The sequence below is a fragment of the Serratia sp. (in: enterobacteria) genome, assembly GCF_051654945.1.
Classification (GTDB): domain Bacteria; phylum Pseudomonadota; class Gammaproteobacteria; order Enterobacterales; family Enterobacteriaceae; genus Chania.
The window spans coordinates 30,211-55,892 of sequence record NZ_JBOFZA010000093.1 but is presented as its reverse complement, the minus strand read 5'-3'; the positions used below and the strand labels follow the sequence as shown (position 1 = coordinate 55,892).

The following is a 25,682-nucleotide window of genomic DNA, read 5'->3' as shown; positions in this document are numbered from 1 at the left end:
TTTAATTACACATGTTTTCAACGGGGGTAGCCAATGACCGCTTCATTTTATAACGATAACTATATTCTTTTTGATCCCCATCCTTTGGTGAACGTCGGTCTGGAGGCTTTAATCGAACCGGGCAACAAACGAGTCAGTCAGTTAACCAGCCTGAAAGAGATTTCCCTGCTGCTCAATGATAATGACCAGCAAACGGTGATTATGGAACTTTACCATCATAACGAAGATATCTATTCGGTCGTGCGGTTCCTGTTGACCGCCGGGAAGATTTGGCCAAGGGCGTGCCTGGTCGTTTTAACCGATATCAGCAACCCTGGTATCCTGACGCTGCTCGCCGCGCAAAAACATCTCTCATTAGTGGCCAAGCGCGATGATATCAATTACTTGCTGGCAGCGATTTCAGCGGCCCACCCTACAGCCAGTTATCGCAGCCCAGTGATACAGCAACTGTTGTTGCAGAAGCTACGGTCCTTATCGAGTTGCGAATGGCGTATCCTGGGGTTGATGGTTTCCGGGGCCAATGCTCAGCATACTGCTCAAGTCATTGGCCGTAACTATAAAACCGTTTGTACCCATAAACTCAATATTATGCGCAAGCTGGGGGTGAATCAGGTTGGCTTTATGCAGTTGCTGCTGGTTTTCAGAACCCGTTACTGCATCCAGCCCTTGCCATAAAAACTAATGAACAGGAACAGAAAAACGGAAGCAGGCTCCGCTATGCTGTTGTTCCACCAGAGTAATATCGCTGTCGTGCAACTGTAGAATGCGTTTGACAATCATCAGCCCCAAACCGCTCGCATGGCGGCGGGCGTGGTTAAGGATTGACGGACGGATAAACAGATCGGCACGCAGTTCCTGAGGAATACCCGGCCCGCTGTCATTGATCTGAACCATCACCTTGGTACCTTGTGGCCACAGACGGACTTCGATCTCGCCCCCTGCTGGCGTATGGCGAATGGCATTGTCCAACAGGTTGGTCAGCACCCGCTCTATCATACTGAGATCTGCGCTCACCAGCGGAATGCCCGGCTGAATGTCGGCACGCAATTGCTGCTGGCGAGCAACGGCGGCCAGTTCGAATTTTTGGAATACGTCCTGTACCAGTTCACTGAGAGAGAACGCTTCCTTTTGAGGTTTGACTACGCCATATTCCAACCGTGCCAGCTCGAACAGCTCTTGTGCCAGCCTGCCTACCTTGCGGCTCTGCGCCAGAGCGATGTCCAGATAACGTTGGCGATCGGCCTGCGTCAGACTGGCAGATTTCACCGAAAGTGTTTCTAAATAACCATGCAGTGAAGTGAGCGGCGTGCGCAAATCATGCGAGATATTGGCGATAAACTCGCGCCGCTGCTGGTCTTGTAGCGACAGCGCTTGCCACTGTTCGGTAATGCGTTGCGCCATACGGCGGAATGCCTGCTGCAACTGGCCAACTTCATCACGACGCTGGTTTTCGGCGGGGGCGTTGGCATAGGCTTGCAGAGCGGCGATGCCGTCGCCATCCAGCGCGCTTACCTGCTGAGTCAGGCGGCGGATCGGGCGTGTCACCCAGCGGAAGGCAACCCATCCGGCCAACAACCCGAACACCACCACCAGCCCCATTGACCATAGCGCGGTGTAAATCGCCGAGTTGAGCTGGGCACTATTGGCCAGTGCATCATAATCCTCACCCAACAGCACCACGTACAGATAACCTTCGACATTACCATTCACCTCCAGCGGCGCGGCGCTAAATACCTTGCCGGTATTCAGGTTGCGCGGATCGTCGCCATAGACCGGCATCTTGGCCCCCTCCAGTAGCGCCTGGATCGGTGACAAATCAACTTTCTGGCGTTTTATATGCCCCGCAGGGGCCGCGTTGCCGACGATGTTGCCCTGTTTATCCAGCAGATAGACCTCCACGCTCGGGTTAACCGCCATTAACTGGTCGAACAGCGTGCGCACCGATTGGTCGTTCCAGCCTTGCGAACTCAATAGTGGGTTACTGGTGGCAATATGCTGGGCCAGATTGGCGGAAAGCCGTTGGATCACCGCCTGGCTGTATTGCGTATTGCTGCGAACCTGCAACCAGCCGGAGATGGAACAGCAGATGAGCAGCAGCAGGGCGAAAACCAGGGTCAGGCGTTGTGTCAGCGATAGATTTTTCATAATTCACTCTTGCGGCGAAGCCGCGAATTTATAACCCATACCCCATACGGTGAGGATGTGCTCGGGTTCTGCCGGGTTGCTTTCTATCTTGATCCGTAGCCGGTTGATGTGGGTATTGACGGTATGTTCATACCCCTCATGCTGATATCCCCAAACCTGGTTAAGCAGGCTGAGGCGGGAAAACACCTTGCCGGGGTGACGGGCGAAAAAGTACAGCAGATCGAATTCGCGCGGCGTCAGCTCCACCGGCTGTTGCTGCATGCGTACCTCGCGGGCGATAGGATCGATCACCAGTCCGTCAAAACTTAGCGTTCCCGCATCCATCCGCAGATTGCGGGTCATTGCCTCCTGGCGGCGAAACAGCGCTTTGACCCGGGCCACCAGTTCCAGCATGGAAAATGGCTTGGCCAGATAGTCATCAGCGCCGAGTTCAAGCCCCAGCACCCGGTGGACTTCGCTGGAACGTGCGCTGGTGATGATGATTGGCGTATAGCGGGTCATAGTGCGGGCGCGACGGCAGATCTCCAGCCCGTCGATACCTGGCAGCATCAGATCGAGGATCAGCGCGTCCCATCCTCCTTGTTCGAGCATCTCCATGCCCAGATTGCCATCGGCGGCGTGGCTGATGTCATAGCCTTCATCGCGCAGATGCAACTGCAACAGCTCGGCAATATGGCCATCATCTTCGACAATCAAAATTCGTTTTGCCTTACCCATTTTCTCCACCGTAGTTGACTGGCCTTACTGAAGTCTACACAACCGCCACCCGGGGAGTTATCACATTTTATTTAACTTTGCGTGAGGTCTTGGGGAACAAATCCGTTGAATACTCCAACCATCGAATCGAGACGGGCAGGAGAGAAGGGATGAACATGACCGTAACGCCGGAGAAACCGCTGCTTATCCATCCGCTGTGGTTAAGGCTGACACACTGGCTGAATGCCGTTGCCATGCTGATTATGGTCACCAGCGGCTGGCGAATTTATAACGCCTCCCCATTGTTTAACTTCTCGTTTATCAATGAGCTGACCCTAGGGGGATGGTTAGGCGGCGCGCTGCAATGGCACTTTGCCGGCATGTGGCTGTTTGGTCTTAATGGCCTGTGCTACCTGTTGCTCAACCTGTTCAGTGGCCGCTTCAAACGGCAATTCTGGCCACTCAGCCCCAGGCTGTTTATCAGCGATTTGTGGGCCGCACTGCGAGGCAAGCTGCAACACGCCGACCTACGCCGCTACAACATGGTACAGCGGGTGCTCTATCTCCTGGCGATGGCGGGCTGCGTGCTGATGGGACTTTCGGGTCTGGTGTTATGGAAATCGGTGCAGTTTCCCCTGTTACGTACGTTGCTTGGTGGTTATGAGATGGCTCGCTATATCCACTTTTTTGCCATGACGGGGCTGGTTGGTTTTGTGGTGATCCACCTGGCAATGGTGGTTTTAGTACCACGCACGCTGTTGGCCATGTTACGCGGACGCTAAGGAGACGCCGATGAAAACGGAAAAAACCCCGGTTAGCCTGAGCGAGAGCCAGGATATCGTTAAGGAAGCACAACGGCTGTTAGCGCAACAGTTGGAGTCGTCGTCGCGTCGTCGCTTTCTGCGCAATGGCTTGACCCTGGGAGGCGTAGCGATGCTGACCGGCTGCGATCTCAGTGATAACAGTCAGGTAGATCAGGCCTTGAGCCGCATTTCACGCTTTAACGATCGGGTGCAGGGCTGGCTGTTCAATGCCAATCATCTGGCACCCGAATATGCCGAGTCGATGATCACTCGCCCATTCCCGTTCAACGCATTCTATGCCGAGGATCAGGCACCCGATATCAGCGGGGATGACTATCGTCTGGAAGTGGCCGGGATGGTGCTGCACAAGCAGCCCTGGACGCTGACACAGCTGCACCAGATGGCACAAATCAGCCAGGTGACACGCCATATCTGCGTAGAAGGTTGGAGCGCTATCGGTAAATGGGGCGGTGTGCCGTTTGCCGCTTTTCTACAAGCGATTGGTGCAGACCTGAATGCCCGTTATATCGGTTTTAAATGTGCCGATGACTATTACACCAGCATTGATATGGCCACGGCGCTGCACCCACAAACCATTATGGCGCTGACCTATGACGGGCAGATATTGCCGCGTAAATACGGTTACCCGATGAAACTGCGTATGCCGACCAAGCTGGGCTACAAGAATCCGAAACATATTCAGGTGATTGAGGTGACCAACCACTTTCCGGGGGGGTACTGGGAAGACCAAGGCTACAACTGGTTTGGCGGCAGCTGATCGCGGCCAGAGCAAATTCAAGGCACAACGGTGCCTGTTCACTGAGAAAAGGAAATACCAATGAAAAAATTATTCGCCATGATGATATGTAGCGCACTGATGTTCGGTATCGCCGGGGCTAATGCGGCCGATAGCATGAGCAAAGACGCGATGAAAAAAGACGGGATGAGCCAGATGTCCAACGACGGAATGGCCAAACAGGGAATGAAAAAAGAATGCATGGAAAAAGACTGCATGCAGAAACCGCAGATGGGTAAAGATGCCATGAAGCACGATGGCATGAAGAAAGACACAATGGCCAAAGACGGCATGAAGAAGGATGCCATGAGCCAGTAGGCGAGTCCGGAACCGCAGGTAGGCTCAGGAATCAATTTGTAGCACGTTCAGTCCCCTATCTCTCTGTGGGAGAGAGTTAGGATGAGGGGGCAAGCTCAATCGGTGAGTTAGCCCCTTTACTCAATTGCTGGCCACGAAAATGGTGCTCATATTACGCAAGCGTAACTTCTTTAACGCGCTGTATTTCTGAGAAAAAATGGTTTTCGGATGCGTGCCGCGCTTGGCCGCAATATGCAACAGGCTATCACCGCGCAGCAGGTTAAAAATCACATCGCTTTCTGCCGGGCTGAGTTCACGGGTTTTCTGCACTTTCAACTGCCCCGACTCTTCACTCGCCAGCAGGTTCTCAACTTTATCCTCGAGCAAATGCAGCGGCGTACGGGTCGATACCAGTTCAACCGAGATTCCGAGGATCCCCAACAGTTTGGCGACTCGCTCGTCATCATAAAACACCAGAATACGCGGCGTGCTCAGGTGCTGTTGATGCAAAGACACCAGGCTTTCGATTACGTTGACGCTTTGCTCCAGGTTTTGCGAGGTGAAAATCAGCGCGATATCATGCTTGATAATTTTCTCTGCCTTCGCGCCGCCGTGCATAAAGTCAGAAAACAGCTTGATGTCGTACTTGCCATAATGCTTTTTCAACAGTATTGAAAGCCCGACATAGCTGTACTTGCACTCACTGATCACCAAGACATTGTTTTTAGACATAATGGGAAATACCCGTAATGAGTTAAAAGTATTCAGCAGCAAGCAGCTGATTTAAATCTTTAATGTTGGATTCCTGCCACAATTTCCCCTGCAGTGCATAATAGGGCATTTCATCTAGCCATCTTTTTTGCTCATGCGTTTCGACTCCTTCGATAATCACCCGGTAATGATTCAGGTGAAAAAAGCGCAGCAGGGCGCGCATCAATCCTTCACCACCGGGCTTTTTCATAAAATCCCACAGTAGCTGTCGATCGAGTTTTACGAAGTGGAAACGGCTGTTATACAAAGCGGAAAACCCGGCATAGCCAGACCCAAAATCATCGAGCCAAAATGAATAGTTATTCAGGGAAGGGTCGTTATGAACGCGGTTTTTGACCAGCCTGCTGGCGTTTTCGTTGATTTCGAAATGCAGGCAACTTATCGCGCGAATTTTATCGGCCAACACGCCGCTTGCCAACGCCTGCAGTGAATGATCGTCGACATTGATGGTGGCAATAATCTGGTGTTGTTGGAACCAGTCGCGATATTTTGCGATCAGCTCAATTTGTTGAAACAAGATCTCGATGCGGGTTGCCCCGTCGGCCTGCTGGAAGAATTGTTCTGGGGAGAAATGTGCAAACTCACTATCGAAAGAGAAGCGTGATAAACATTCAACGGCCAGCAGTTGTCCCGATTTGGCGAACATTGGCTGAAAAACATAATTAATTCCGTGAGTTGTATCGTTAAAAGAGCTGCGCATTTCTCAATCCTTTGATTGAAATTTATCTATATGATTTTAAACAATATACAAAGAAATCAAGGGGTGTTTATTGGTAATAATCTTATTAAAGAAAGAATCATCCTATATGGCGGTAAATTCCTCTAAAAGCTTGAAATTTCAGAGGGAACACGCTTGAGCCAAACAGGGCTTCGGGCGCAATAACAGAGTTATATTCTGCTGTTTCGGCGGTTTTTCGAATTTTTTGACCGTTCATCTTGACGGATGAAGATTATTACGAACCACCTAAATCGTCAATATCGATCGATAGGTATTTGTTGATAGTTTTTTCCTATCATGAGGGGCGTTATGAATGTTTTAAACGATTTACCAATCAGAATACTCCTGGTCTATATTTCGCCGGGCAATGGATTCATCGGGCTTCATTCCTGACAGGGAGTAGCATCGTTGAATGTACTTAACGGCTGTATTAATTCACCGAGAGTCAAAAATATGAAAATCTCCAAGCTGTCTGCTGTATTAGCACTGACTGTATGCGCCACCGCCATTCCTTCTCTTTCAGCACAGGCTGCCGATGGTACTATTACTTTCAACGGTAAAGTGACTGACCAGACTTGTACAATCAGCACCCCGGGCGGTAAAGACTTTACCGTTACTCTGCCAACCGTATCTTCTTCTACCCTGAATGCGGTAAGTGCCACTGCGGGCCGTACCCCATTTGCGATTAACCTGACCAAATGCTCTCAAGGCCAGGTAGCGACCTATTTCGAACCAGGTTCAACCGTTGATTTCAAAACCGGTCGTTTGAATAACCAAACGCAAACCAATGCGGCAACCAACGTGCAAATTCAGCTGCTGGGTAGCAACAACCAATTCCTGCCAATTCTGGCTGCCACCAACAACGGTGCACAGACTAACTCCCAGTGGGTTACCGTTGCCAATGATGGTGACTCTGCCGACCTGAATTACTACGCAGAATATTTCGCTACCGCAGCAGCGGGCGCAGGTGATGTGACTTCTAACGTACAATACACCATCATCTACCAATAAGTTATTACTCAGCGCTTTTCAAGTTACAACATTGTTTGTTCCCTGTGATTTATTGGGGTGAATAATTTCGCCCCACCGTTTGAATTCAGGGAATGAAAAGTATCGGGTAACTATTTTGGCGGGTGGAAATCATTCCCCCGCTGTATTTCTATAGTAGTGATATTAAAATGAAAACATCGTTTAAGAAATACAGCGTATTGCTGATGGCCGTGCTTTTCAGCAGCAGCGCTTTTGCCAGCGTTATTGTTAACGGTACACGCGTTATTTATCCGGCCAAGCAGCGGGAAGTGACCGTCCAATTATCCAATAATGGGACTTCCCCGGCGCTGATCCAGGCCTGGATCGATGAGGGTAACGCGGAAACAACGCCAGAAAACAGCAAGGCTCCCTTTATTATTTCGCCTCCTATCAGCCGTATTGAACCCAACGGCGGCCAGGCGCTGCGCGTTTCGTTGACCACCACGGCGCTGACGCAAGACAAAGAATCGTTGTTCTGGTTGAACGTGCTGGAAATTCCCCCTGCACCGACCGGGGCGGCTGCCGACACCACGCCAGAAAACTTCCTGCAGGTGGCTTTCAGAACCCGTGTGAAATTGTTCTACCGCCCAGAGGGTTTGAGCGGCGTAGCCAATGACGCGCCTGAAAAACTGCAGTGGAGCTTCGTGGCGAACGGCGTAAAAGTGAAGAACCCAACACCGTTTTATGTCTCTTTTACCGAAATCAATGCCGTTGCCAACCGCAAGAAAGTCCCGCTGGCACCGCATGGTGACATGTTGGCTCCAGGCCAGGAAAAAACGTTGACCTTTTCCGGCGACAGTTCGCGAATTGCTGATATTGAGTACACCACCATCAATGACTTTGGTGGCCGGGTTAAACGCAGCAAAAATCAGCAAAAGTAACGCCTGGAAAGCCCCAATCGTGATGTGACGTCAGCCAACGGGGGCGCTTAATTTGGTAAAGGAATGCATGGATATGAACGAGTTACCTATCTCTGCCGCCGTCAAGTCGGCACTTTTCAATTACAGATCCATCCTGCTGCTGACCGGCAGCGCCCTTTGCCTGGCCACCCCGGTATATTCTCAGGCAGCGGCGCAAAGCGATCCCAAACCGGCGGCACCGGTCGAAGCCACTTTCAACAGTAATTTCCTGGTGGGCCAGGCGCAGGGCGTTGATCTTTCGCGTTTTCGTGATGGTAACCCGGTACTGGCAGGAAAATATTCTCTGGATGTTTACGTCAACGGGGAATGGAAAGGCAAAAAGAACATTGAATTCAAGAGTGTGCCGGGTAAAGACAGTGCCGATACCTGCTTTAGCCTGTTGTCTCTGGAGGAGTTTGGCGTCGATACTGCCGCGATGGGCAGCAATCCGGCGGTAACCACCAATAGTTGTAAGCCGCTGGGGGAATGGGTGCCTGAAGCGTCTTACCGCCTCAATACCAGCACCTTGCGGATGGATGTCAGCATTCCACAGGCTGCGCTGCGTCGTACCGCGCGCGGTTATGTCGATCCAAAATTCTGGGATCGTGGCATCACGGCCGGTTTTCTGTCCTATAACTTCAACGCCTTTAACTCGCACAGTTCCAATTCCGGCGGCAGTGCGGATTCGACCAACGCTTATCTGACGATGAACGCCGGGTTGAACATCGCTGGCTGGCAGTTGCACCATGACTCGAACGTAAACTGGCGCAGCCAGGAAAGCACCCATTGGCAGAACACGGCCACCTATGCACAGCGCGCCCTTCCGGGTGTGCGCGGCATGTTGACCTTGGGGGATGCGTTTACCAGCGGTGACTTCTTCGATTCGATCGGTTTTCGCGGTGCGCAACTGAGCACCGACGATCGCATGCTGCCAGACTCTCTCAACGGCTATGCGCCAGTGGTGCGTGGCGTGGCTCAAAGCAACGCCCTGGTGGAAATTCGCCAGAACAACCAACTGATCTATCAAACCACGGTAGCGCCGGGCGAATTCGTGATTAACGATCTGTTCCCTACCGGCTACGGCGGCGATCTGGACGTTACGGTCAATGAGGCCGATGGTTCCGTGCGCCAGTTCAGCGTTCCCTATGCTTCGGTAGCACAGATGTTACGCCCGGGGATCCAGCGCTATGCGTTAACCGCTGGCCAAGTTCGCGATGATAATTTACATAATAAGCCCGAGATGTTCCAGGCGACTTATCAGCGCGGGTTTACCAATATTTTGACCGGCTATACCGGGGCCACCGTCAGCGATGGCTATAGCGCGGTGCTGCTGGGGAGTGCGGTTGCAACGCCGCTGGGGGCTTTTGCCGTCGACGTGACTCAGGCCAATACCCGCCTGAAGCAGGGGGATATGTCCGGCCAGAGCTACAAGATCAGCTATAGCAAGCTGATGTCGGAAACCAACACCAACTTCACCATTGCGGCCTATCGCTACTCGACTTCCGGCTACCTGTCACTGCGTGATGCGGTGTATGCACGTGATAACGAGAGCCGGGGTTTGAGTGCCGATGCGATTAACCGCCAGCGCAGTGAATATCAGCTGACGCTGAACCAAGGGTTGGGCAGCAATCTGGGGTCGTTGTATATCACCGGTTCAGTGCGTGATTACTGGAACCGCAGTGGTAGCTCCAAGCAGTATCAGGTGGGTTACAACAACTTCTTTGGCCGCGTGACCTACGGTTTGTCCGCCATGCGTACCACCGATACCTATAACCACGATGAAACCCGTTACTTCCTGAATTTCTCGATCCCGTTCAATGTCGGGTCGCAAAATATCAGCCTCAACAGCGCCTTGGCCTATAACGATCGGGGCTACGACAGCAGCCGCATCGGTATTAACGGCTCAACCGGCATGGATAACAACATCAGCTACAGCGCCACCTTGGCGAATGACCAGAATGGCGGCACCAATACCAGCGTGAGCGGGGAATACCGTAGCCGCTTCGCCACCATGAATGGTTCCTACAGCTATGGCCGCGATTTCCGCCAGTCGTCCATCGGGGCTTCAGGCAGCGTGGTGGCACATGGCGGCGGCGTAACCATGACGCCTCAGCGTGGCCAAACCATGGTGCTGATCGAAGCGCCGGATGCCGCAGGGGCGATCGTTACCAACTCCCCTGGGGTGCGCATCGATGATAACGGCTATGCGGTGGTGCCTTATGTTGCCCCATACCGCATGACCAACGTCACGCTGGATCCCAACGGCATGTCACGTGATGTCGAGTTGGAAAGCAGCAGCCAGCAGGTTGCGCCTTATGCCGGTGCGATTGCCAAGCTGGAATTCAAGACCGTCAAAGGGCAGGCGCTGATTATCCACGCCCTCGGCCCGAATGACACGGCGTTACCTTTCGGGGCAGAAGTATTGGATACCCGTAACCAGGTGATCGGCATTGTCGGCCAGGGCAGCCGTATCTATCTGCGTACCGAAGCGTTACAGGGGCTGCTGTTGGTGAAATGGGGGACACAGCCGACACAGCAATGTGCCGTGAACTACCGTGCCCAAGCCCACAACAGCACTGATTACGAAATTATCGAGGCGAGCTGCAAATGATTAACGTTATCCAGAAATTTACCGCCCTGCGCCAGCGCCCTAAACAAGCCATGCTGTTTACCTTGCTGATGTCGGCAACGCAGCTGGCTTATGCCCAGTGCCAGGTAAACACCAATCGTCCGCAGGACATCATTATGAACGTCGGCCGGGTATTGATCACGCCGACGACCAAAGTGGGCGATATTCTGGCTACCGGCAAGTTCGATATTCGCCGGGATAACAATATCTCCTGCCGGGGTAACAGCACGCTGTATGGCCGTATTTTGCAAGGTGGCCCGAGTTCCATCAGCGACAAAATCTGGACCACCAACGTCCCAGGAGTGGGATTGCGGCTGTATCGCCAGATCGGCACGCAGGAAGGCGCTTATTATCCGCATGAGATCTACCGTAACGGCGCGGTGTATCTGGCTGATGGGTATTTTGTGGTTGAAGTGATCAAGATTGCCCAAAATACCGGCACTGGTTCGCTGGCTCCCGGACAATACTCTTCTTATTATGCAGACGGCACCGGCCCATCAAAACCGATCCTGATCTCCCACGTATTGGCGAACAGTATCACCATTGTTACCTCGTCCTGTTCGGTGGATGCGGGTTCGAAAAACAAGGTGATCAACCTGAGCACGGTAGCCACCGCGGCGTTTAAAGGCGTGGGGAGTACCACCGCCGAGCAGGACTTTTCGATCAACATCAACTGCGTTGGCGGTACGGGGACGGAGCTGTTGCCGGGCGGCACGGGGGAAGGCCTGGTGAACGTGCGTTTTGACTACACTCGCGATGCTTCGAATGCGCCGGGCGTGCTCAAGCCGGTGCAGGATAGCAATACGGCCAGCGGCGTTGCCGTGCAACTGTTGACCGGCAATAACTCAACGCCAATCAACAGTGGCACCGCGGTATATGCCGGGCACACCATTGCCAACCAGACCAATACCATCACCTTGCCGCTGAAGGCGCGTTACTATCAAACCGCCGCGAAAATGAAGGGTGGCACCATCAAGTCGATTGCCACCTTTACCCTCGAATATAACTGAGGATCGCGCGGTATCAACCAAAGGCCAATGGGATCGCCCGTTGGCCTTTTTGCTATTAGCGCTGGCCGACCCAGTTGGTGCAACCTTCGTCCACGCATTGGCGTTTATACAATGAATGCAGACTTGGTGAGCTATGCCGATAGCTGTGCTCTGAGGGGAGGGCAACTTCATCTTGCTGCGGCGTGCGGCGATAGACGGCTGGCGTTTCGCCAAACTGTTTTTTGAATGCCCGGGAAAATGAAGGCTGGGAATCAAAATGGAACTGCAGGGCGATATCCAGAATAGGACGAGGTGTGGCACGTAGTGCCTGTGCGGCTTTCGACAAACGGCGCTCGCGGATATAGCTGCCTAGCGCATGGCCGGTGGTACTGCGGAACATCCGTTGCAGATGCCATTTGGAGTAGCCAGATTTTGCCGCCACGTTATCCAGCAGCAGCGGTTGATCCAGGTGGGTTTCGATCCAGTTCAGCAAATCGTGAATGATATTGGCGCGATCCATGGGTTTTAATTCTCCTGCAGCGACGACATTCGGGTCACAGTCAAATGGGACTTAATAATCCAAGTTTATTCTTTGATAATAGGCGTGCATTGGCGGTTACGCAAGCCCAAACTTGGATAATTGACGTGGCGAAAAATGCTCCATCCGGGGTAGGGGTTTAGGTAATTTGGCGGGAATAGATGCTTCCCCTCACCCCAGCCCTCTCCCACTGTACGGACTGGGGCAAGCTGAATACTTGTTCGAGGGAGAGGGGGCTGATCCGGAGCTACGGTCAGATGCAGGAGTTAACAGGTAGCACATTCGGTTCCCTCTCCCTGTGGGAGAGGGTGAGGGGGGATGCACCCATCTTGATTATTTGATATTCATGGCATCGCGCATGGTGAAGAACAGATCGGTCTGATCGGTCAGCCCCACCACGTTGGCGGCATGCGGACCATAAGCGGCCACGCGCAACTGAGTACCGGTATGGCCTTGCGAGCCTTCTTCCGAGTTGCCGTAGCTGATGGTCATCACCGCACCGTCTTTGGTGGTTAACGCCTGAGTCAGCCCCGGCGCTTTGGCTTTGGCAGCAATAATCTGGCTGGAGTGAGCGTGGTCGGCGGTGACAATCACCAGGGTGTTGCCGTCGGCGCGGGCAAACTCCAGCGCTTTTTGTACCGCCTCATCCAGATCGACCGTTTCGCCAAACTGGCCGCACGGATTGGCATCATGATCCTGTTTGTCGATCGATGCACCTTCCACCTGTAAGAAGAAGCCGTTCGGGTTAGTCTTCAGCAGATCGATGGCCTTCTCGGTCATCGCCGCCAGCGTCGGTACACTGGCACCGCGCTCTGGGTTATTTTCGCAGGTTACGGCAGGCTGATCGATATTACCGTGGAAGGAGGCTTTCGGCCCTTTCCAACGTACCGGCATATTGCCTGGCGCAAACAGGCCCAGCAGCGGTTTTTGCTGATTGGCTAGGTTAATCGCGTTCAGGCTTTCGGCATCGTTTACCAACTGGTAGCCCAATGCCGCGGCCTGTGCTTGCAGCGTTTTTCCCTGCCATTCCCCGCTTTTCGCCAACTGGGTGAAAGATTTTGCCCCACCGCCCAGCGTGACGTCGGCGCGGGTTTTAATCAATTGTTCAGTGATGGAGCCGTGCCCGCCGTTTTCCAGCGCGTTGCCAACGCATTGCTCAGTGGTTTCCTCTGGGCCGTAACATTTGCGAGAGGTCACGTGCGAAACCAAAGCGGCCGGTGTGGCATCTTGCAGTTCTGCCGTTGAGACGTTGCCGGTGGCCTTCCCTGCGGCCTTGGCCAGTTCCAAAATTGTTGGTTGATCTTTACCGTTGACATCCACGCCCAACGCGCCGTTGTAGGTCTTGACGCCGGTAGCCCAGGCGGTGGCCGAGGCAGCAGAATCGGTGACATAGTCTGGCTTATGGCTTTTCTTATCCAGCGAGTAGTGAGTGTACTGGCCGGTCAGCGGCAGGGCATCGATCCCTTTGAAGTAACCGCCTGCGCCTTCGGCATAGTTGCGTGCGCCGGTGATTTCCGAATCGCCCATGCCATCGCCGATCAGCAGGATCACGTTTTTGGCGGTTTTATTCGACAGTGACGCTTGCAGCGCGGCGGTTTGATCGCCTGCCAAACGGCGTGCTCCACCGGGTTCGGTAATATCGCCACGTGCGGCACGGCTGTCGAGCGGATTGCTGTCAGCCAGAGCGGTGGAACATAACAGAGCGGATAATACGGCACCGGCGATCAGGGAAACGGACTGCTGCATGAGTAGGGCTCCTTGTCATAAAACAAAAATACGGTTGGCATTATTTTGGTACACGGGAGAGTAGAGCAGGAAGGTGACAGTTTTATGACGAAAAAAAGGGATAGCCTGGTTTGGCTATCCCATAGTGTCATCAGGCTTGGCGAGCAGGAATATTGACGCCGCGCTGTACGGCAGGCCGTGCCAACCCACGCTCCAGCCATTGGCCAACGAGCGGGAAACTGTCGAACTCCACCAGATCGCGGGCTTCATAAAAGCCGATCAGGTTGCGCACCCAACCGAGCAGTGAAATATCGGCGATGGTGTATTCCGTACCCATGATCCAATCGCGCCCTCGCAGCCGCTCTTCCAGCACGCCAAGCAACCGTTTGGACTCTTTCTGATAGCGCTCCAGCGGCCGTTTGTCCTCATATTCGCGTCCGGCAAATTTATGGAAGAAGCCTAGTTGGCCGAACATCGGCCCGACGGAAGCCATCTGGAAAAACACCCATTGGATGGTTTCATAACGCAGGGCGGCATCCTTAGGTAAAAATTGCCCGCATTTCTCTGCCAGATACAGCAAGATGGCGCCGGATTCGAACAGCGCCAGCGGTTTACCGTCTGGGCCAGCAGGATCGAGAATGGCCGGAATTTTGCCGTTAGGGTTGAGTGACAGGAACTCTGGCGTCCAGGTTTCATTTTTGCCGATGTCGATCAGGTGTGCCTCGTAAGGCAGGCCGATCTCTTCAAGCATGATGGAGACTTTCACCCCGTTGGGCGTTGGCAGTGAGTAGAGCTGTAATCGTTCAGGGTGTTTGGCGGGCCAACGTTGGGCGATCGGGAATTGGTTAATATCGGACATGATCGTTCCTCAGACTTTACGGGTTCATCAACAGGAAAGCCCATTGAGTATGGCAGCTAAGCTAGCGTGCAATGGAACTAAAGTGATAGACCAAAATGTGCGTTTAACGCTTTTTTACCCGTGGCGGTCAGCTGCAGTTCGCGGCTGTCCAACTGACGCTGAACCCATCCACGCTTTTCGAATGCGGCCAACATGGCGGCACCCAATGCGCCACCGAGGTGAGCCTTGCGTTCGCTCCAGTCCAGGCAATCGCAGGCAAAGCGTCGTCGAGTCGGGGCTGGGGAGCAGTCGATGCCTAACCTTGTCAAAGCCGACTGCCCAGTTGCACTGAGCTGATAGTCGTTATCACCAATAAGCCAGGCTCGCGTCAGCAGTTGGTGATGTAGTTGAACCGCGATCTCGCCCGCCATATGGTCATAGCAGGTACGGGCATAACGCAATGAGGCTGGAGTACGGCTTTTGACCTGCGGGCGTTCTACTCCGGCCAGCGCCATCAGCGTTTCCAGCATATCAGCCACCGGTTTGCCCGCCAGACGGTAAAAGCGGTTACGGCCCTGTTTGACACAACCGATCAGGTTCTGTTCCTGCAAGCGTGCCAGATGGCTGCTGGCGGTAGAGGCTGCGACGTCTACCGCCGCGCTAAGCTCGGTGGCAGTGTAGGCGCGCCCATCCATCAGCAGGCACAGCATACGCGCTCGGGTGCGATCGGCAATGGCGGCCGTCAAAGCGGCCAGGCGGTCTTCAAGCGTATTGTCATTCATACTTCGAGCATAACCGAAGTATTACCGCGGGTCTAACCCGACAATGGCGTTTCCCCTGTGCGATATGAAGGAAACGACTAATGACGGCCTGCCCTTTTTCTGCTGCATCGCGGCAAGCGGTGCGTGAAGCCTTAAGCCATCCTCACCTCGGCGTTCGCCCTACGGATGAGCCGGTTCCCATGGCATTGATCGGGACGCCGGCTCAATCGATCTTCGCCTCGCTGGTACGCATGAATGATGGTGTACGGCAGAGTGAATTAAAGCTTGCGATCGAGGCGGCCCTGGATTGGCACGGCGATGACGAGATCCGCCAAACGACGGTCGATGTGGCCCAGCGGTTGGCGGGCAGTTTGACAACGGCAGAGCAACTCACGTGGTTCAACTATGCTTTGCCGGTCTGCGTACTGGCGGAATTGCTGGGCATAGCCCATCGGGATCGAGCGACCTTGGTGGATGAGGTTTTAGACTTTGTGCGTTGTATTGCTCCCGGCGGCAGCGCAGAGCAAATGGCCGCGGGGGCCGTTGCCGCCGGAAAATTGCAGCTCCGTATGCAGCAGGCAGATGGCCGATTGTTTGAACAGCTGTGCCAACAATGTGGCGATCGTTCGCTGGCGATAGCCAATGCCATCGGGCTGTTGTTTCAGGCCTGTGAGGGCACCGCCGGATTAATCGGCAAAACGTTATTGCTGGCAAATCAACGCCATCAGTCAGCAGAAGAGTTGATCCTGGCGGTGTTGCAACAATCTCCGCCGATCCATACTACTCGCAGGTTTGCAGTAGAAGATACCTGGCTAGACGGGAAGCCGTTAGCCAAGGGCCAAAGCGTGTTGGTGCACTTGAAAACGCCAGAGGAAAGCTTTGCCTTTGGTTATGGTGCTCATCGATGCCCGGGAGAACGTTGGGCAAGGATCATTGCCTTGGCGGCAATATCTGTACTTAACATCAAACCCGAATGGTTGAGCCATTTTCGCTGGCGCGTTTCACAGAATGCGCGGGTACCTGAATTTTATTCTGCTAAGGAGCATGCTGATGATCGCGGTGATTTTTGAACTACGGGCTGCCACAGGGCAGAGGGAAACCTATCTTGAACTGGCGGCGGAGCTGAAGCCGTTGTTAGCGGAAATTGACGGTTTTATCTCCATTGAGCGTTTCCAGAGCCTGAGTGAACCGGACAAATTACTATCGCTGTCTTTCTGGCGTGACGAAGCGGCAGTACAGCAGTGGCGCAACCTGGAGCAACACCGTCAGGCCCAGGCGCGTGGCAGGCATGAGGTGCTGGAATATTACCGGCTGCGAGTGGCCGAGGTGGTGCGGGATTATGGGCTGGAGCCGCGTGAGCAGGCTCCGGCGGATAGTAAGCATTTTCATACTGACTGACGTCGCGTTTCCCTGGGATATGGTGATCTGATTCAACGCCATACTGGCCATGTCTGACAGGCATGGCCTTGTTTTTATTTTGCTTTCTAATCGTAACGCTGGTGGTTGGGGGGAGAAATTGGTGGGAAAGGTAAGTGTCAATATTTTACATTGCCCGTTAATTTCTAGGATTTTTCTTGTAAAATTATTGATTGATATCTAATCATGCCTTATTCTGTGCGGCCTTAAATGGAATATTTAATATACTAATTTAAAAAGAGCCGTTATGAGCAGTAAAATCATCTTAAATCATCACGTGATCTACGATAAGAGTTCAGGAACTCTGAGTGATATCGAGGGGAAAAAAGATGAAATCGTTCTGACAACACCAGCTAATAATTGTTTGATGATTTTATTAAAAAACAGACCCGATATTACCACGCAAAAAGAACTCTTTGAGGAAGTGTGGGAAAAATATGGCATTCCTATTAACTCCAATACACTATATCAAAATGTCGCAATGATTAGGCGAGCATTCAGGCAGTTGGGTATTCAGGATGATGTGATTGTCACCATCCCCAGACGTGGCATGCTGATAGCAGAAACCGTGAATATTGAGCATTATGTTGAGGATGCCTTGATTGCTATGGATAACCAGCCTCTGCTGAAAAATAGCCATCCTGATGAGCCCACCACTGAAAACGTCTCTTTTAAATTGAGTGTTTCAGGAGGTAAGCGTATAAATAATCTTAAAAAAATAGGCATGCTGTTTTTAGGTTTTTCTCTAATTTTATTTGTTATTGTTGTTTCCTCAAATTTCATTTACGGTAAATATCTAGATACACAAAGCAGATTTTATAATTACTCTTATTGGGGGACATATAATCAATGTCGCATTTACGCTAGTGATTATTTGATTAATAAAATAAAAAGCAATAGTAATAAACCTGAATTTAATGCCAAGCTTTTTTGTAATAATAAAGAGCGGGTGTACGTTTCACTCTATACTGGGTTGCCACGAGAGTCTTTTATTATCTGTGATGGTGATATTTTGCATAAAATGACAAACTGCTTTTCCAGATATCGATATTTCATTGAGAGCTGATAATGAAAATAAAAATGGCTTTTCTTTTATCACTGGTCTTGGTGACCTTAGGTGTTTTTACCTATATCGACTATATGAATGATAAACAGCTAAAGGATGGTATCAACTGTTACTCTCAGGTTCAATATGAGTATGTATCGGATAAAAAGATCGTTGTTATACAAGCCGGTATACTATTCTTGTTTTCAAATGGGCATGGTGTGATTTCATATAGTGGAACGCTGATCGATCAGGGGGAGGCTTTTACCATTAAACGGGATGCTGAGGTGAGTTACACGGTTCGCAATGATAATTCATTTTTGGTTAGAACTGAAAAGCTCAATATTGCTCCGTTCGACACGCTTCCTGATCTATTAGCTAAAAAATATCTCTATAGCTATATCAGAGAGCAGGATGGCTGGACTAACCTGGGCATACAGCGTAATGGTCGAAACGGATATCTGATTTCCACCAATCCAATCCCACAACTCCTATGTCGTTTCGTTAAGTGATTTATACTCGGCATAGCGTATCGATTAGCTAAACAACGCTAAAAAAAGGTCATATTCGCTGTGCGAGCTTGACCTTTTTTATTTACGCTATCTTAAATGGCCTTAAATAACCATTTAAAAGACTGATGGTTTACCATATTGCATTGATTTATATCTGATTTTATTCCGGTTGTCTTACTTTATTCTGTTTAAGAAGAGTTAATTGCTGTTTTTGTTAACTCACAGGCTAATATATTCCCCATCGCAACTTGGTAGGCATTTCTGTTGTGATGCCTTGGCATCTAATGCGAGGGCTTATATTAAAATTAACTGAATGGAAATAGTTATGAAAACGAATAAAATTGTATTGGCAATGGTGATGGCTGCTGGTTTTGCCGCATTGGGCGTGAGCGCAGCAGAAGAACCGGTTAAAGCTACCGATCAGGGCAGCGGCAATATTACCTTTACCGGTTCAATTATCGATGCTCCGTGCTCCATTACGCCAGAGAGCTCTAATCAAACCGTCGATCTTGGCCAGGTATCTAATACGCTATTGGCAAAGGCGGGTACGTCTACACCACGCAATTTCACCATTGATTTGGAGAAGTGTGATACTACCACCAAGAAAAGCGTCATTATCACCTTCGGTGGCTCTAAAGATGGTGAGAATGACAAGCTGCTGGGCATTACCGGAACTGCAAAGGGGGCGGGTGTTGCTTTAACCGATGGCAGCGGTACTCAAATTACGTTAGGCCAGGCTTCTGTCGCACGTGGTCTGTTGGCGGGTAATAACAAGCTAAACTTCTCTGCTTATCTGCAGGGCAATAAAGTGGACGGCATCGTAACCCCTGGTGAATTTAGCAGCGTTGCTAACTTCACACTGACTTACCCTTAATCGTTTCGCAGCATAGGGTAGTTATACCCTATGCTCGTTTTTGGTTAGCGATAGGCATTATTTTTTGTTGGAAAGTAATCTTATATATCTTTTTTGAAAATGGATTGTTATTTCTGGATTGAATCATGAACGGAATCAATAAGATTACGACGGCGATCTTGATGTCACTATTGGGGTTCAGTAAGTTATCGCAAGCAATAGAATTCAACTTCGATGTATTAGACGCTGCAGATAGAGATAACGTCGATATTTCGCGATTTTCACAGTCCGGCTATGTGATGCCGGGCAATTATCTGCTGGCCGTTTATCTCAATGAGCAGAACATTGCCGATGGTGAACAGACAATCCCCTTTTATTCCGACGCGGAAACAAGCAACGCCAGCAAAATTTGCTTCCCAGCGCCGTTGGTCGACAGACTTGGCCTGACGGAGGAGGCGGTGAGCAAGATCATCTTTTGGCATCAGGCCCAGTGTGCGGATTTTTCTGCATTGAAAGGTTTGACGCTCAAGGGCGACATTGCCAGCGGTACGCTATACATCAATGCGCCTCAGGCATTTTTGGAATATAGCGATCCCAACTGGTTGCCCTCGTCCCGCTGGGATAACGGCCTGCCGGGTCTGCTGCTGGACTATAGCCTTAACGCATCAACCAGCAAAGTGCATCAGGGGGGAACCTCAAGAAATACCAGCCTAAGTGGTACCGCTGGGGTAAATATCGGGGCTTGGCGACTGCGGGGAGATTATCAGGGCAGCTATGAGTTCTCTTCTTCGACGGGCCAGGCTCAGCGTAACTTTGATTGGAGCCGCTGGTATGCTTACCGAGCGATACCTCGGCTAAATGCAACGCTGATGCTGGGTGAAAACTATTTTTATTCAGACATTTTTGATTCGTTCCGTTTCACCGGGGTGAGTCTGGCAAGTGATGAACGCATGATGCCGCCAAACCTGCGTGGCTACGCTCCGGAAGTGCGCGGTATTGCAAAAACCAACGCCACGGTGGTCGTTTCACAGCAAGGGCGAGTGATTTATGAAACTACGGTTGCATCCGGGCCATTCAGCATTCGGGATTTGAACCGTGCTGTCAGCGGCAGGCTGGATGTTCATGTGAATGAACAAGATGGTACCCAGCAAACTTTTACGGTTGATAGCGCCAGCGTGCCGTATCTGACGCGCCCGGGTACGGTGCGTTATAAAACCGCCGTCGGCCGCCCCACGACCTATGGACACCATAGAGAAGGGCCATTGTTTGCCAGTGGCGAATTTTCATGGGGCGTTGCCAATGACTGGTCGCTTTATGGTGGCGGTATAGGTGCCAACAACTACCAGGCATTTTCCATTGGGCTGGGGCGTAATCTGTTTATGCTGGGCGCACTGTCGGCGGATGTGACGCAGTCTCTCGCCACGCTACCGCATAGCGAAAACAGGAAACAAGGCAAGTCTTATCGCCTCAGTTATTCCAAGCGTTTTGATGAGTTTGATAGTGAGGTCACGTTCGCGGGCTATCGTTTTTCTGAGCGTGATTTTATGTCGATGGGGCAATATCTGGATAACCGCTTCGGGGGCAACACGGTGGCACACAGCAAAGAAATGTACACCGTTACGGCCAATAAGAGCTTTACGCAAGCGCAGCTCAGCCTGTATGCCACCTATACCCATCAAAGCTATTGGGATCGTCAACCGGAGGACAGCTACAGCCTGTCGGTAAACCGTTATTTCGATATTATGGGCCACAACAATATTTCGCTAAACTTGTCCGCTAGCCGTAGTCAATATCAACAAGGTTATAACGATGCAATTTTTTTTAGCCTGTCTATTCCGTTGGACAATGGCAAAAGCCTGGGTTATAGCGGGCAGAGTTCGAATAACCGTTTTAATCAGGCGGTGAGTTATACCAATAATATTGACATGAATAACAATTACCGTGTCTCTGCCGGGGTTAATAATCTGGGTAGCGAGCAGGTGGCAACTCAAGTCAATGGTTTTTACACCCATAGGGGGGATACCGCAGAAATCAGTCTGAATGGTGCTTATTTGCAAAATAGCAACACTTCGGCCGGGGTGTCTATTCAAGGTGGTTTAACCGCTACGGCAAAAGGTGCGGCACTGCATCCTGTTGGCATGAATGGGGGGACGCGTTTGATGCTAAGCACCGAGGGGATTGCCGGCGTGCCGATAGCGGGAGGGGTAGTTCACAGCAACCGTTTCGGCATTGCCGTGTTGGCGAATGTAAATAGTTACTACCGTACGGACACCAGTGTGGATATAAACCAACTTGCTGATGATGTTGAAGTTAGCAAGGGGGTTGTTGAGGCGACGTTAACTGAAGGCGCAATTGGCTATCGGCGCTTTGCCTTGCTGAAAGGTGAAAAAGCCATGTCGGTTATTGTGCTGCCAGAGGGTAAATATCCTCCGTTTGGCGCGAGCGTGATGAATGCCAAAGGGCGTGAGTTAGCCATCGTGAGTGAGGGGGGGCTGACTTATCTTTCTGGTATCACTGCGGGTGAATCACTCAGCGTGAACTGGAATGGGGCCAAACAGTGCCAGGTGACGTTGCCTGCAAAAATGTTGGCTCAGGGGAATTTATTGTTGCCATGCCACTATATTAAGTAATCAAGAGATAACGCGATGAGTAAATTAACTTTCATGATGTTGATTGTGCTGAATATCACGTCGATTAACACGGCTTTTTCCGCCATTGCCCTGGACCGTACCCGGGTGGTTTATGAAGGGAACAGCAAAGCCATCAGCCTGAACATCAGTAATGAGAATAAACAGTTACCTTATTTGGCCCAGGCGTGGATTGAGGATCACCAACAGCAGAAAATCGCGGGGCCATTCATTGTCACGCCTCCGCTCCAGCGTGTTGAACCTGGAGCCAAAAGTATGGTGAGAATTTCAGCCCTGCCAGAAGTTAAAGCCTTGCCTCAGGATCGTGAGAGCTTGTTTTATTTTAATCTGCGTGAAATTCCGCCACGCAGTGACAAGCCCAATGTGATGCAAATAGCCTTACAGACCAAAGTGAAGATGTTCTATCGCCCGGCCTCTATTGTGGCAAAGCCCGGGACGGTTTGGCAAAACCAGTTGGTGCTACACAAAACAGCTAAAGGTTACCAGATTGAAAATCCGACGCCGTACTACATCACCGTGGTTGGGATTGCTGCGCGGGCAGAGCGTGAAGACAACGATTTTGTGCCGGTAACCCTGGCGCCGAAAAGCCGCACCGTGGTGAAGTCTACGGTCTATGACTCACCTGTTGTCACTTATATCAATGATTATGGTGGCCGGCCTGAACTGGTTTTGACCTGCGTACAGCAGCGCTGTAGTGCAAAAGGTCTGTGAGGATAAACTTCCTGATCCTTATTAAGGCTGGAAGTATTAGCCTTAAACGGTCGGCATTGCTCGGTGGGTGGAGGCTTAATGTTAGGCAACTCTTTTATTGCGGTATTCGTGCTGCTGGCGATTGGTGTGTCGCAGGTACAGGCCGAATGTGGTACGGCCATGAACTTCAAAGGGCGTATCTTCGAGCCAGCCTGTGAATTTAACGGCGGTAAAACCATTGACGTCAATTTTGACAAAGTTGGCATTAACAAAGTAGACGGTGTGAGATATGCAAAAATCACGGCGGTTGCCCTAAATTGTAAGCAAGGTGTGGGCAAAAAATTACGTTTAGAACTACAAGGAGAAACATTAGGTGGTAAGGGGAATGTATTAACCACCAACGTAAACAACTTGGGGATTGCCATTCAGAATATTAATGGCGAGCCCATTGTGCTAAATAAATTTTTTGATGCGCTAGACCAAAAAACATTCAGCTTTATTGCGGTGCCGGTAAAAAAGGATACAGCAATTCCTTTGGTGGCAGGGCCATTCAATGCGGTTGCGACCTTGGTATCTAGTTACTTTTAAGTGGAAGGGCGCACGATGCTTTATCGGATGATATTTTGTGTCTGGGTGCTGGTTGGCATCAATAGAGTTAGTTGGTCGCAAGATCATAATATGTATATTCACGGCGAGTTGGTTGAGGAACCCTGCACGCTTAGCATGGTTTCGGCTAAACAAACCGTTAAATTAGGTAATGTCATTAAAAATACACTTTATTTGCATCCACGCACCCACGGTTATAGCTTTTCTATTGTCCTTGAGGAGTGTGATATCAGCTTGGGCAGCAGCGTTGAGATCGGTTTCAATGGCGTTGAGGACTTACAGCAACCTGGTTTGCTGGCCGTAAACGGCTTGGCGGAAGGTATTGCGATAGGCTTGGAGACTGCCGAAGGAAAACCGCTGGAAATTAACAGGACGGTTAAAACTTATTTACTCACTGACGGTAACCGTACTTTGAGGTTTGCCGCTTACGTCAGTGCATCAAAATGGGCGATTGAACAACAGAGGATTACTGAGGGGGATTTTACCGCTAATGTGGCATTTACCCTGAGTTATCCTTAATGACATGGACAATCTGTAGCGGACTTAGTTAAGGTTATCTTATTATAGAGGGAATTATGCTGAGGGTGGTTATCAATGACAGCAATGCAGCCTTTGCATTGGGGCTAAGACTGTGCCTGGAACATGAACTTTTAGCGCACAGGAAACTATTTCAGCTTTTTGATTGGCCCAGTGAAGCTCCGCATGCCGATATCCTGTTTCACCAAATCGAACCAGGAACCGACTGCTTACTGGCCATGCCATATATGGTACATAGCTTCAAAGGGATCTTTTTTCCCATCGTGGAGCGGGGATGGGATGATAAAGAAAGAAACCTGATTTGCGAATGCTTGAGGCATCTCCCGGTTATCTATAGAGATGAGCCTCTAGCCCTGGTAATGGAACGGATTTTTCGTCAGTTGGAACATCGTGAGCGAATGAAATCCATAGCGAGTGACGGTGTTTTTTCTAAATTATGTCACTTCTGCGGCAGATCTCGACTCTCCATTAATGAAATAAAAGTCATTAAACTGCTGTCTAAGGAGCGGTCTTTGACCAGCATATCCTGGATACTGAAGAAAGATGTCAAAACCATTTTTTCCCAAAAAAAAACGGCAATGAAAAAACTGAATTTACAAAACAATTACGAGCTTTACTCTTTTATTCTTAATAATCGTAATGCGATAGAGTTGCTTTAATCATAAAGCCAGCATTATTAGGGGTTGCTATGATAGTGAGATTGATCCTTACCTTATTATGTTTTATTCCTATAGTGGCGAAGGCTAAAGAGGTGGAACAGACCTGTTGGCCATATTATGGGGATAATAATTTTCGTGTCACGCTGATCAAAGGGCGCTTTTCCAGTAGCAAGGAGGGGGCAACGGCCGCGTTCGAATACAGTGGCGTACCTAGTTATTATGTGAGTTGCTGGTCTAACTACGCTCTGGGGACCACTCCAAACGTATACAGTTATTACCTGACTCGGATAGATTTACCCCCCTCGGAATTTGGTAATAGCTTTTATAAGGTAAACGAAGATTTTGACGTTAAAATAAACCTCTTGGGGGAGGCATTTCATGTTGTTCCTTCGGCAGGAATTCTCTTTGGAGAGAATGGTGGGGATGGTATGCCGAGCCGCCGCTATAACAGACTGATTACATTCGCTAATGACGGAGGATCCACCATTACGCTGCGTTTACGCCGCGATCAACTGGGGGGAGTGGTGAGAGTTCCTCCAATGGTCAAGTTATTCCGTGGCTACCGTTTAGTCAGTAAAGGTAATTATCAACAACCGACTGTGGTTAATGACACCCCAATTATGAGTATGTCGACTGCGGGGCAACTTATTCCGGTACCCGTCGTATGTACCATTAACCAGGGGGCTGCCATTGAGGTGGACTTTGGTGATATCGATAATACCAAGCTCAGCAGCGATGGAAGTCGTTATGCCAAAACCATACCGCTGCAATACCGTTGTAACACTGCGGTGACGCAAGATATCGATATTAATCTTATTGCGGCTCCAGCGGCTTTCTCGTCAGAGCTGATCGCCACCACGCTGCCCGATGACGTTGGGATTATGGTCAGCCGTAACGGCCAAGTGGTCAAACCGAACCAAAAATTCAGTACCGCGCTGCTTGATGGCTTTGGGCAAGATGAGTTACAGGTAGCTCCGGTGGCCCGGGATTTGACCAAGTCTATTACCGGCAGTTTCACGGCATCTGCCACCTTGATCATGTCGGTACAATAAGTGTGATCCCTGGGAAATTCAGCGCCGTAA

At 50.7% G+C, this 25,682-nt stretch carries 27 protein-coding genes; 19 read left to right on the top strand and 8 right to left on the bottom strand.

Translation table 11 applies throughout. The annotated features are described in order from the left end of the window. Window positions 1-33 precede the first annotated feature (33 nt). Window positions 34-675 carry a LuxR C-terminal-related transcriptional regulator gene (locus tag ACRDCA_RS23765; RefSeq protein ID WP_438691748.1) on the top strand — a complete coding sequence of 214 codons (642 nt, stop codon included), beginning with the start codon at window positions 34-36 and terminating at the stop codon, window positions 673-675. A gap of 3 nt (window positions 676-678) precedes the next feature. Here ACRDCA_RS23765 and ACRDCA_RS23760 read toward each other — a convergent pair whose 3' ends face one another. Together ACRDCA_RS23760 and ACRDCA_RS23755 are read right to left on the bottom strand one after the other, a co-directional pair. Beyond that, window positions 679-2,145 (bottom strand): ATP-binding protein, encoded by a 1,467-nt coding sequence (locus ACRDCA_RS23760; protein ID WP_438691747.1) that lies wholly within the window; start codon window positions 2,143-2,145, stop codon window positions 679-681. A 3-nt stretch (window positions 2,146-2,148) separates the two neighbouring features. Next, window positions 2,149-2,862 carry a response regulator transcription factor gene (locus tag ACRDCA_RS23755; RefSeq protein WP_438691746.1) on the bottom strand — a complete coding sequence of 238 codons (714 nt, stop codon included), beginning with the start codon at window positions 2,860-2,862 and terminating at the stop codon, window positions 2,149-2,151. A 149-nt stretch (window positions 2,863-3,011) separates the two neighbouring features. Here ACRDCA_RS23755 and ACRDCA_RS23750 point away from each other — a divergent pair, with 149 nt between their 5' ends. From ACRDCA_RS23750 to ACRDCA_RS23740, 3 genes are read left to right on the top strand one after another with little or no spacing between them, the layout of a single operon-like run. Further along, entirely contained in the window at window positions 3,012-3,623 is a 612-nt protein-coding gene (locus tag ACRDCA_RS23750) for a cytochrome b/b6 domain-containing protein (RefSeq protein WP_438691745.1), read from the top strand. 10 nt (window positions 3,624-3,633) lie between these two features. Then, window positions 3,634-4,422 (top strand): molybdopterin-dependent oxidoreductase, encoded by a 789-nt coding sequence (locus ACRDCA_RS23745; RefSeq protein ID WP_438691744.1) that lies wholly within the window; start codon window positions 3,634-3,636, stop codon window positions 4,420-4,422. Between the two features lie 60 nt (window positions 4,423-4,482). Further along, window positions 4,483-4,758, top strand: a complete 276-nt coding sequence (locus ACRDCA_RS23740) for a pentapeptide MXKDX repeat protein (protein WP_438691743.1) — start codon at window positions 4,483-4,485, stop codon at window positions 4,756-4,758. Between the two features lie 120 nt (window positions 4,759-4,878). Here ACRDCA_RS23740 and ACRDCA_RS23735 read toward each other — a convergent pair whose 3' ends face one another. Next, complete coding sequence (locus ACRDCA_RS23735) at window positions 4,879-5,469, bottom strand: helix-turn-helix transcriptional regulator (RefSeq protein WP_438691742.1); 591 nt, start codon at window positions 5,467-5,469, stop codon at window positions 4,879-4,881. Window positions 5,470-5,491: 22 nt separating this feature from the next. Continuing rightward, window positions 5,492-6,208, bottom strand: a complete 717-nt coding sequence (locus ACRDCA_RS23730; RefSeq protein WP_438691741.1) for an EAL domain-containing protein — start codon at window positions 6,206-6,208, stop codon at window positions 5,492-5,494. Between the two features lie 471 nt (window positions 6,209-6,679). On the opposite strand from ACRDCA_RS23730, the gene ACRDCA_RS23725 reads away from it, so the two are divergent. From ACRDCA_RS23725 to ACRDCA_RS23710, 4 genes are all read left to right on the top strand, one after another. Further along, window positions 6,680-7,237, top strand: a complete 558-nt coding sequence (locus ACRDCA_RS23725; protein ID WP_438691740.1) for a fimbrial protein — start codon at window positions 6,680-6,682, stop codon at window positions 7,235-7,237. Between the two features lie 167 nt (window positions 7,238-7,404). Continuing rightward, window positions 7,405-8,136, top strand: coding sequence for a fimbrial biogenesis chaperone (locus tag ACRDCA_RS23720; protein ID WP_438691739.1), 732 nt, complete (start codon window positions 7,405-7,407; stop codon window positions 8,134-8,136). A gap of 73 nt (window positions 8,137-8,209) precedes the next feature. Next, entirely contained in the window at window positions 8,210-10,765 is a 2,556-nt protein-coding gene (locus ACRDCA_RS23715) for a fimbria/pilus outer membrane usher protein (protein ID WP_438691738.1), read from the top strand. Continuing rightward, window positions 10,762-11,793 (top strand): fimbrial protein, encoded by a 1,032-nt coding sequence (locus ACRDCA_RS23710; RefSeq protein ID WP_438691737.1) that lies wholly within the window; start codon window positions 10,762-10,764, stop codon window positions 11,791-11,793. The genes ACRDCA_RS23715 and ACRDCA_RS23710 overlap by 4 nt, the downstream gene beginning before the upstream one ends. Before the next feature lie 55 nt (window positions 11,794-11,848). Here ACRDCA_RS23710 and ACRDCA_RS23705 read toward each other — a convergent pair whose 3' ends face one another. The 4 genes from ACRDCA_RS23705 to ACRDCA_RS23690 all read right to left on the bottom strand — a co-directional run bounded on the left by ACRDCA_RS23705 (window position 11,849) and on the right by ACRDCA_RS23690 (window position 15,655). Next, window positions 11,849-12,292 (bottom strand): helix-turn-helix domain-containing protein, encoded by a 444-nt coding sequence (locus ACRDCA_RS23705; protein WP_438691736.1) that lies wholly within the window; start codon window positions 12,290-12,292, stop codon window positions 11,849-11,851. A 351-nt stretch (window positions 12,293-12,643) separates the two neighbouring features. Beyond that, window positions 12,644-14,056 carry an alkaline phosphatase gene (phoA, locus tag ACRDCA_RS23700; RefSeq protein ID WP_438691735.1) on the bottom strand — a complete coding sequence of 471 codons (1,413 nt, stop codon included), beginning with the start codon at window positions 14,054-14,056 and terminating at the stop codon, window positions 12,644-12,646. A gap of 130 nt (window positions 14,057-14,186) precedes the next feature. Then, window positions 14,187-14,894: a glutathione S-transferase N-terminal domain-containing protein gene (locus tag ACRDCA_RS23695; RefSeq protein ID WP_438691734.1), complete on the bottom strand. Its 708-nt coding sequence runs from the start codon at window positions 14,892-14,894 to the stop codon at window positions 14,187-14,189. 77 nt (window positions 14,895-14,971) lie between these two features. Continuing rightward, complete coding sequence (locus ACRDCA_RS23690) at window positions 14,972-15,655, bottom strand: ArsR/SmtB family transcription factor (RefSeq protein WP_438691733.1); 684 nt, start codon at window positions 15,653-15,655, stop codon at window positions 14,972-14,974. Between the two features lie 80 nt (window positions 15,656-15,735). Here ACRDCA_RS23690 and ACRDCA_RS23685 point away from each other — a divergent pair, with 80 nt between their 5' ends. The 11 genes from ACRDCA_RS23685 to ACRDCA_RS23635 all read left to right on the top strand — a co-directional run bounded on the left by ACRDCA_RS23685 (window position 15,736) and on the right by ACRDCA_RS23635 (window position 25,652). Continuing rightward, window positions 15,736-16,704 (top strand): cytochrome P450, encoded by a 969-nt coding sequence (locus tag ACRDCA_RS23685; protein WP_438691732.1) that lies wholly within the window; start codon window positions 15,736-15,738, stop codon window positions 16,702-16,704. Next, window positions 16,685-17,032, top strand: a complete 348-nt coding sequence (locus ACRDCA_RS23680; RefSeq protein WP_438691731.1) for an antibiotic biosynthesis monooxygenase family protein — start codon at window positions 16,685-16,687, stop codon at window positions 17,030-17,032. Before ACRDCA_RS23685 ends, ACRDCA_RS23680 begins: the two co-directional genes overlap by 20 nt. A gap of 265 nt (window positions 17,033-17,297) precedes the next feature. Then, window positions 17,298-18,116, top strand: a complete 819-nt coding sequence (locus ACRDCA_RS23675) for a winged helix-turn-helix domain-containing protein (protein WP_438691730.1) — start codon at window positions 17,298-17,300, stop codon at window positions 18,114-18,116. Window positions 18,117-18,118: 2 nt separating this feature from the next. Then, the gene (locus tag ACRDCA_RS23670) at window positions 18,119-18,607 is read left to right on the top strand and encodes a hypothetical protein (protein WP_438691729.1); all 489 of its coding nucleotides are present in this window, start codon (window positions 18,119-18,121) and stop codon (window positions 18,605-18,607) included. A 325-nt stretch (window positions 18,608-18,932) separates the two neighbouring features. Then, window positions 18,933-19,481, top strand: coding sequence for a fimbrial protein (locus ACRDCA_RS23665; RefSeq protein ID WP_438691728.1), 549 nt, complete (start codon window positions 18,933-18,935; stop codon window positions 19,479-19,481). Between the two features lie 125 nt (window positions 19,482-19,606). Beyond that, window positions 19,607-22,090 (top strand): fimbria/pilus outer membrane usher protein, encoded by a 2,484-nt coding sequence (locus tag ACRDCA_RS23660; protein ID WP_438691727.1) that lies wholly within the window; start codon window positions 19,607-19,609, stop codon window positions 22,088-22,090. A 15-nt stretch (window positions 22,091-22,105) separates the two neighbouring features. Continuing rightward, window positions 22,106-22,819 (top strand): fimbria/pilus periplasmic chaperone, encoded by a 714-nt coding sequence (locus tag ACRDCA_RS23655; protein ID WP_438691726.1) that lies wholly within the window; start codon window positions 22,106-22,108, stop codon window positions 22,817-22,819. A 78-nt stretch (window positions 22,820-22,897) separates the two neighbouring features. Next, window positions 22,898-23,386 (top strand): fimbrial protein, encoded by a 489-nt coding sequence (locus tag ACRDCA_RS23650; RefSeq protein ID WP_438691725.1) that lies wholly within the window; start codon window positions 22,898-22,900, stop codon window positions 23,384-23,386. Between the two features lie 15 nt (window positions 23,387-23,401). After that, window positions 23,402-23,923 (top strand): fimbrial protein, encoded by a 522-nt coding sequence (locus tag ACRDCA_RS23645; protein WP_438691724.1) that lies wholly within the window; start codon window positions 23,402-23,404, stop codon window positions 23,921-23,923. Window positions 23,924-23,979: 56 nt separating this feature from the next. Then, a complete protein-coding gene (locus ACRDCA_RS23640; RefSeq protein ID WP_438691723.1) occupies window positions 23,980-24,600 on the top strand; it encodes a hypothetical protein in 621 nt (206 codons plus the stop codon). 29 nt (window positions 24,601-24,629) lie between these two features. Next, window positions 24,630-25,652 carry a fimbrial protein gene (locus tag ACRDCA_RS23635; RefSeq protein WP_438691722.1) on the top strand — a complete coding sequence of 341 codons (1,023 nt, stop codon included), beginning with the start codon at window positions 24,630-24,632 and terminating at the stop codon, window positions 25,650-25,652. Window positions 25,653-25,682 lie beyond the last annotated feature (30 nt).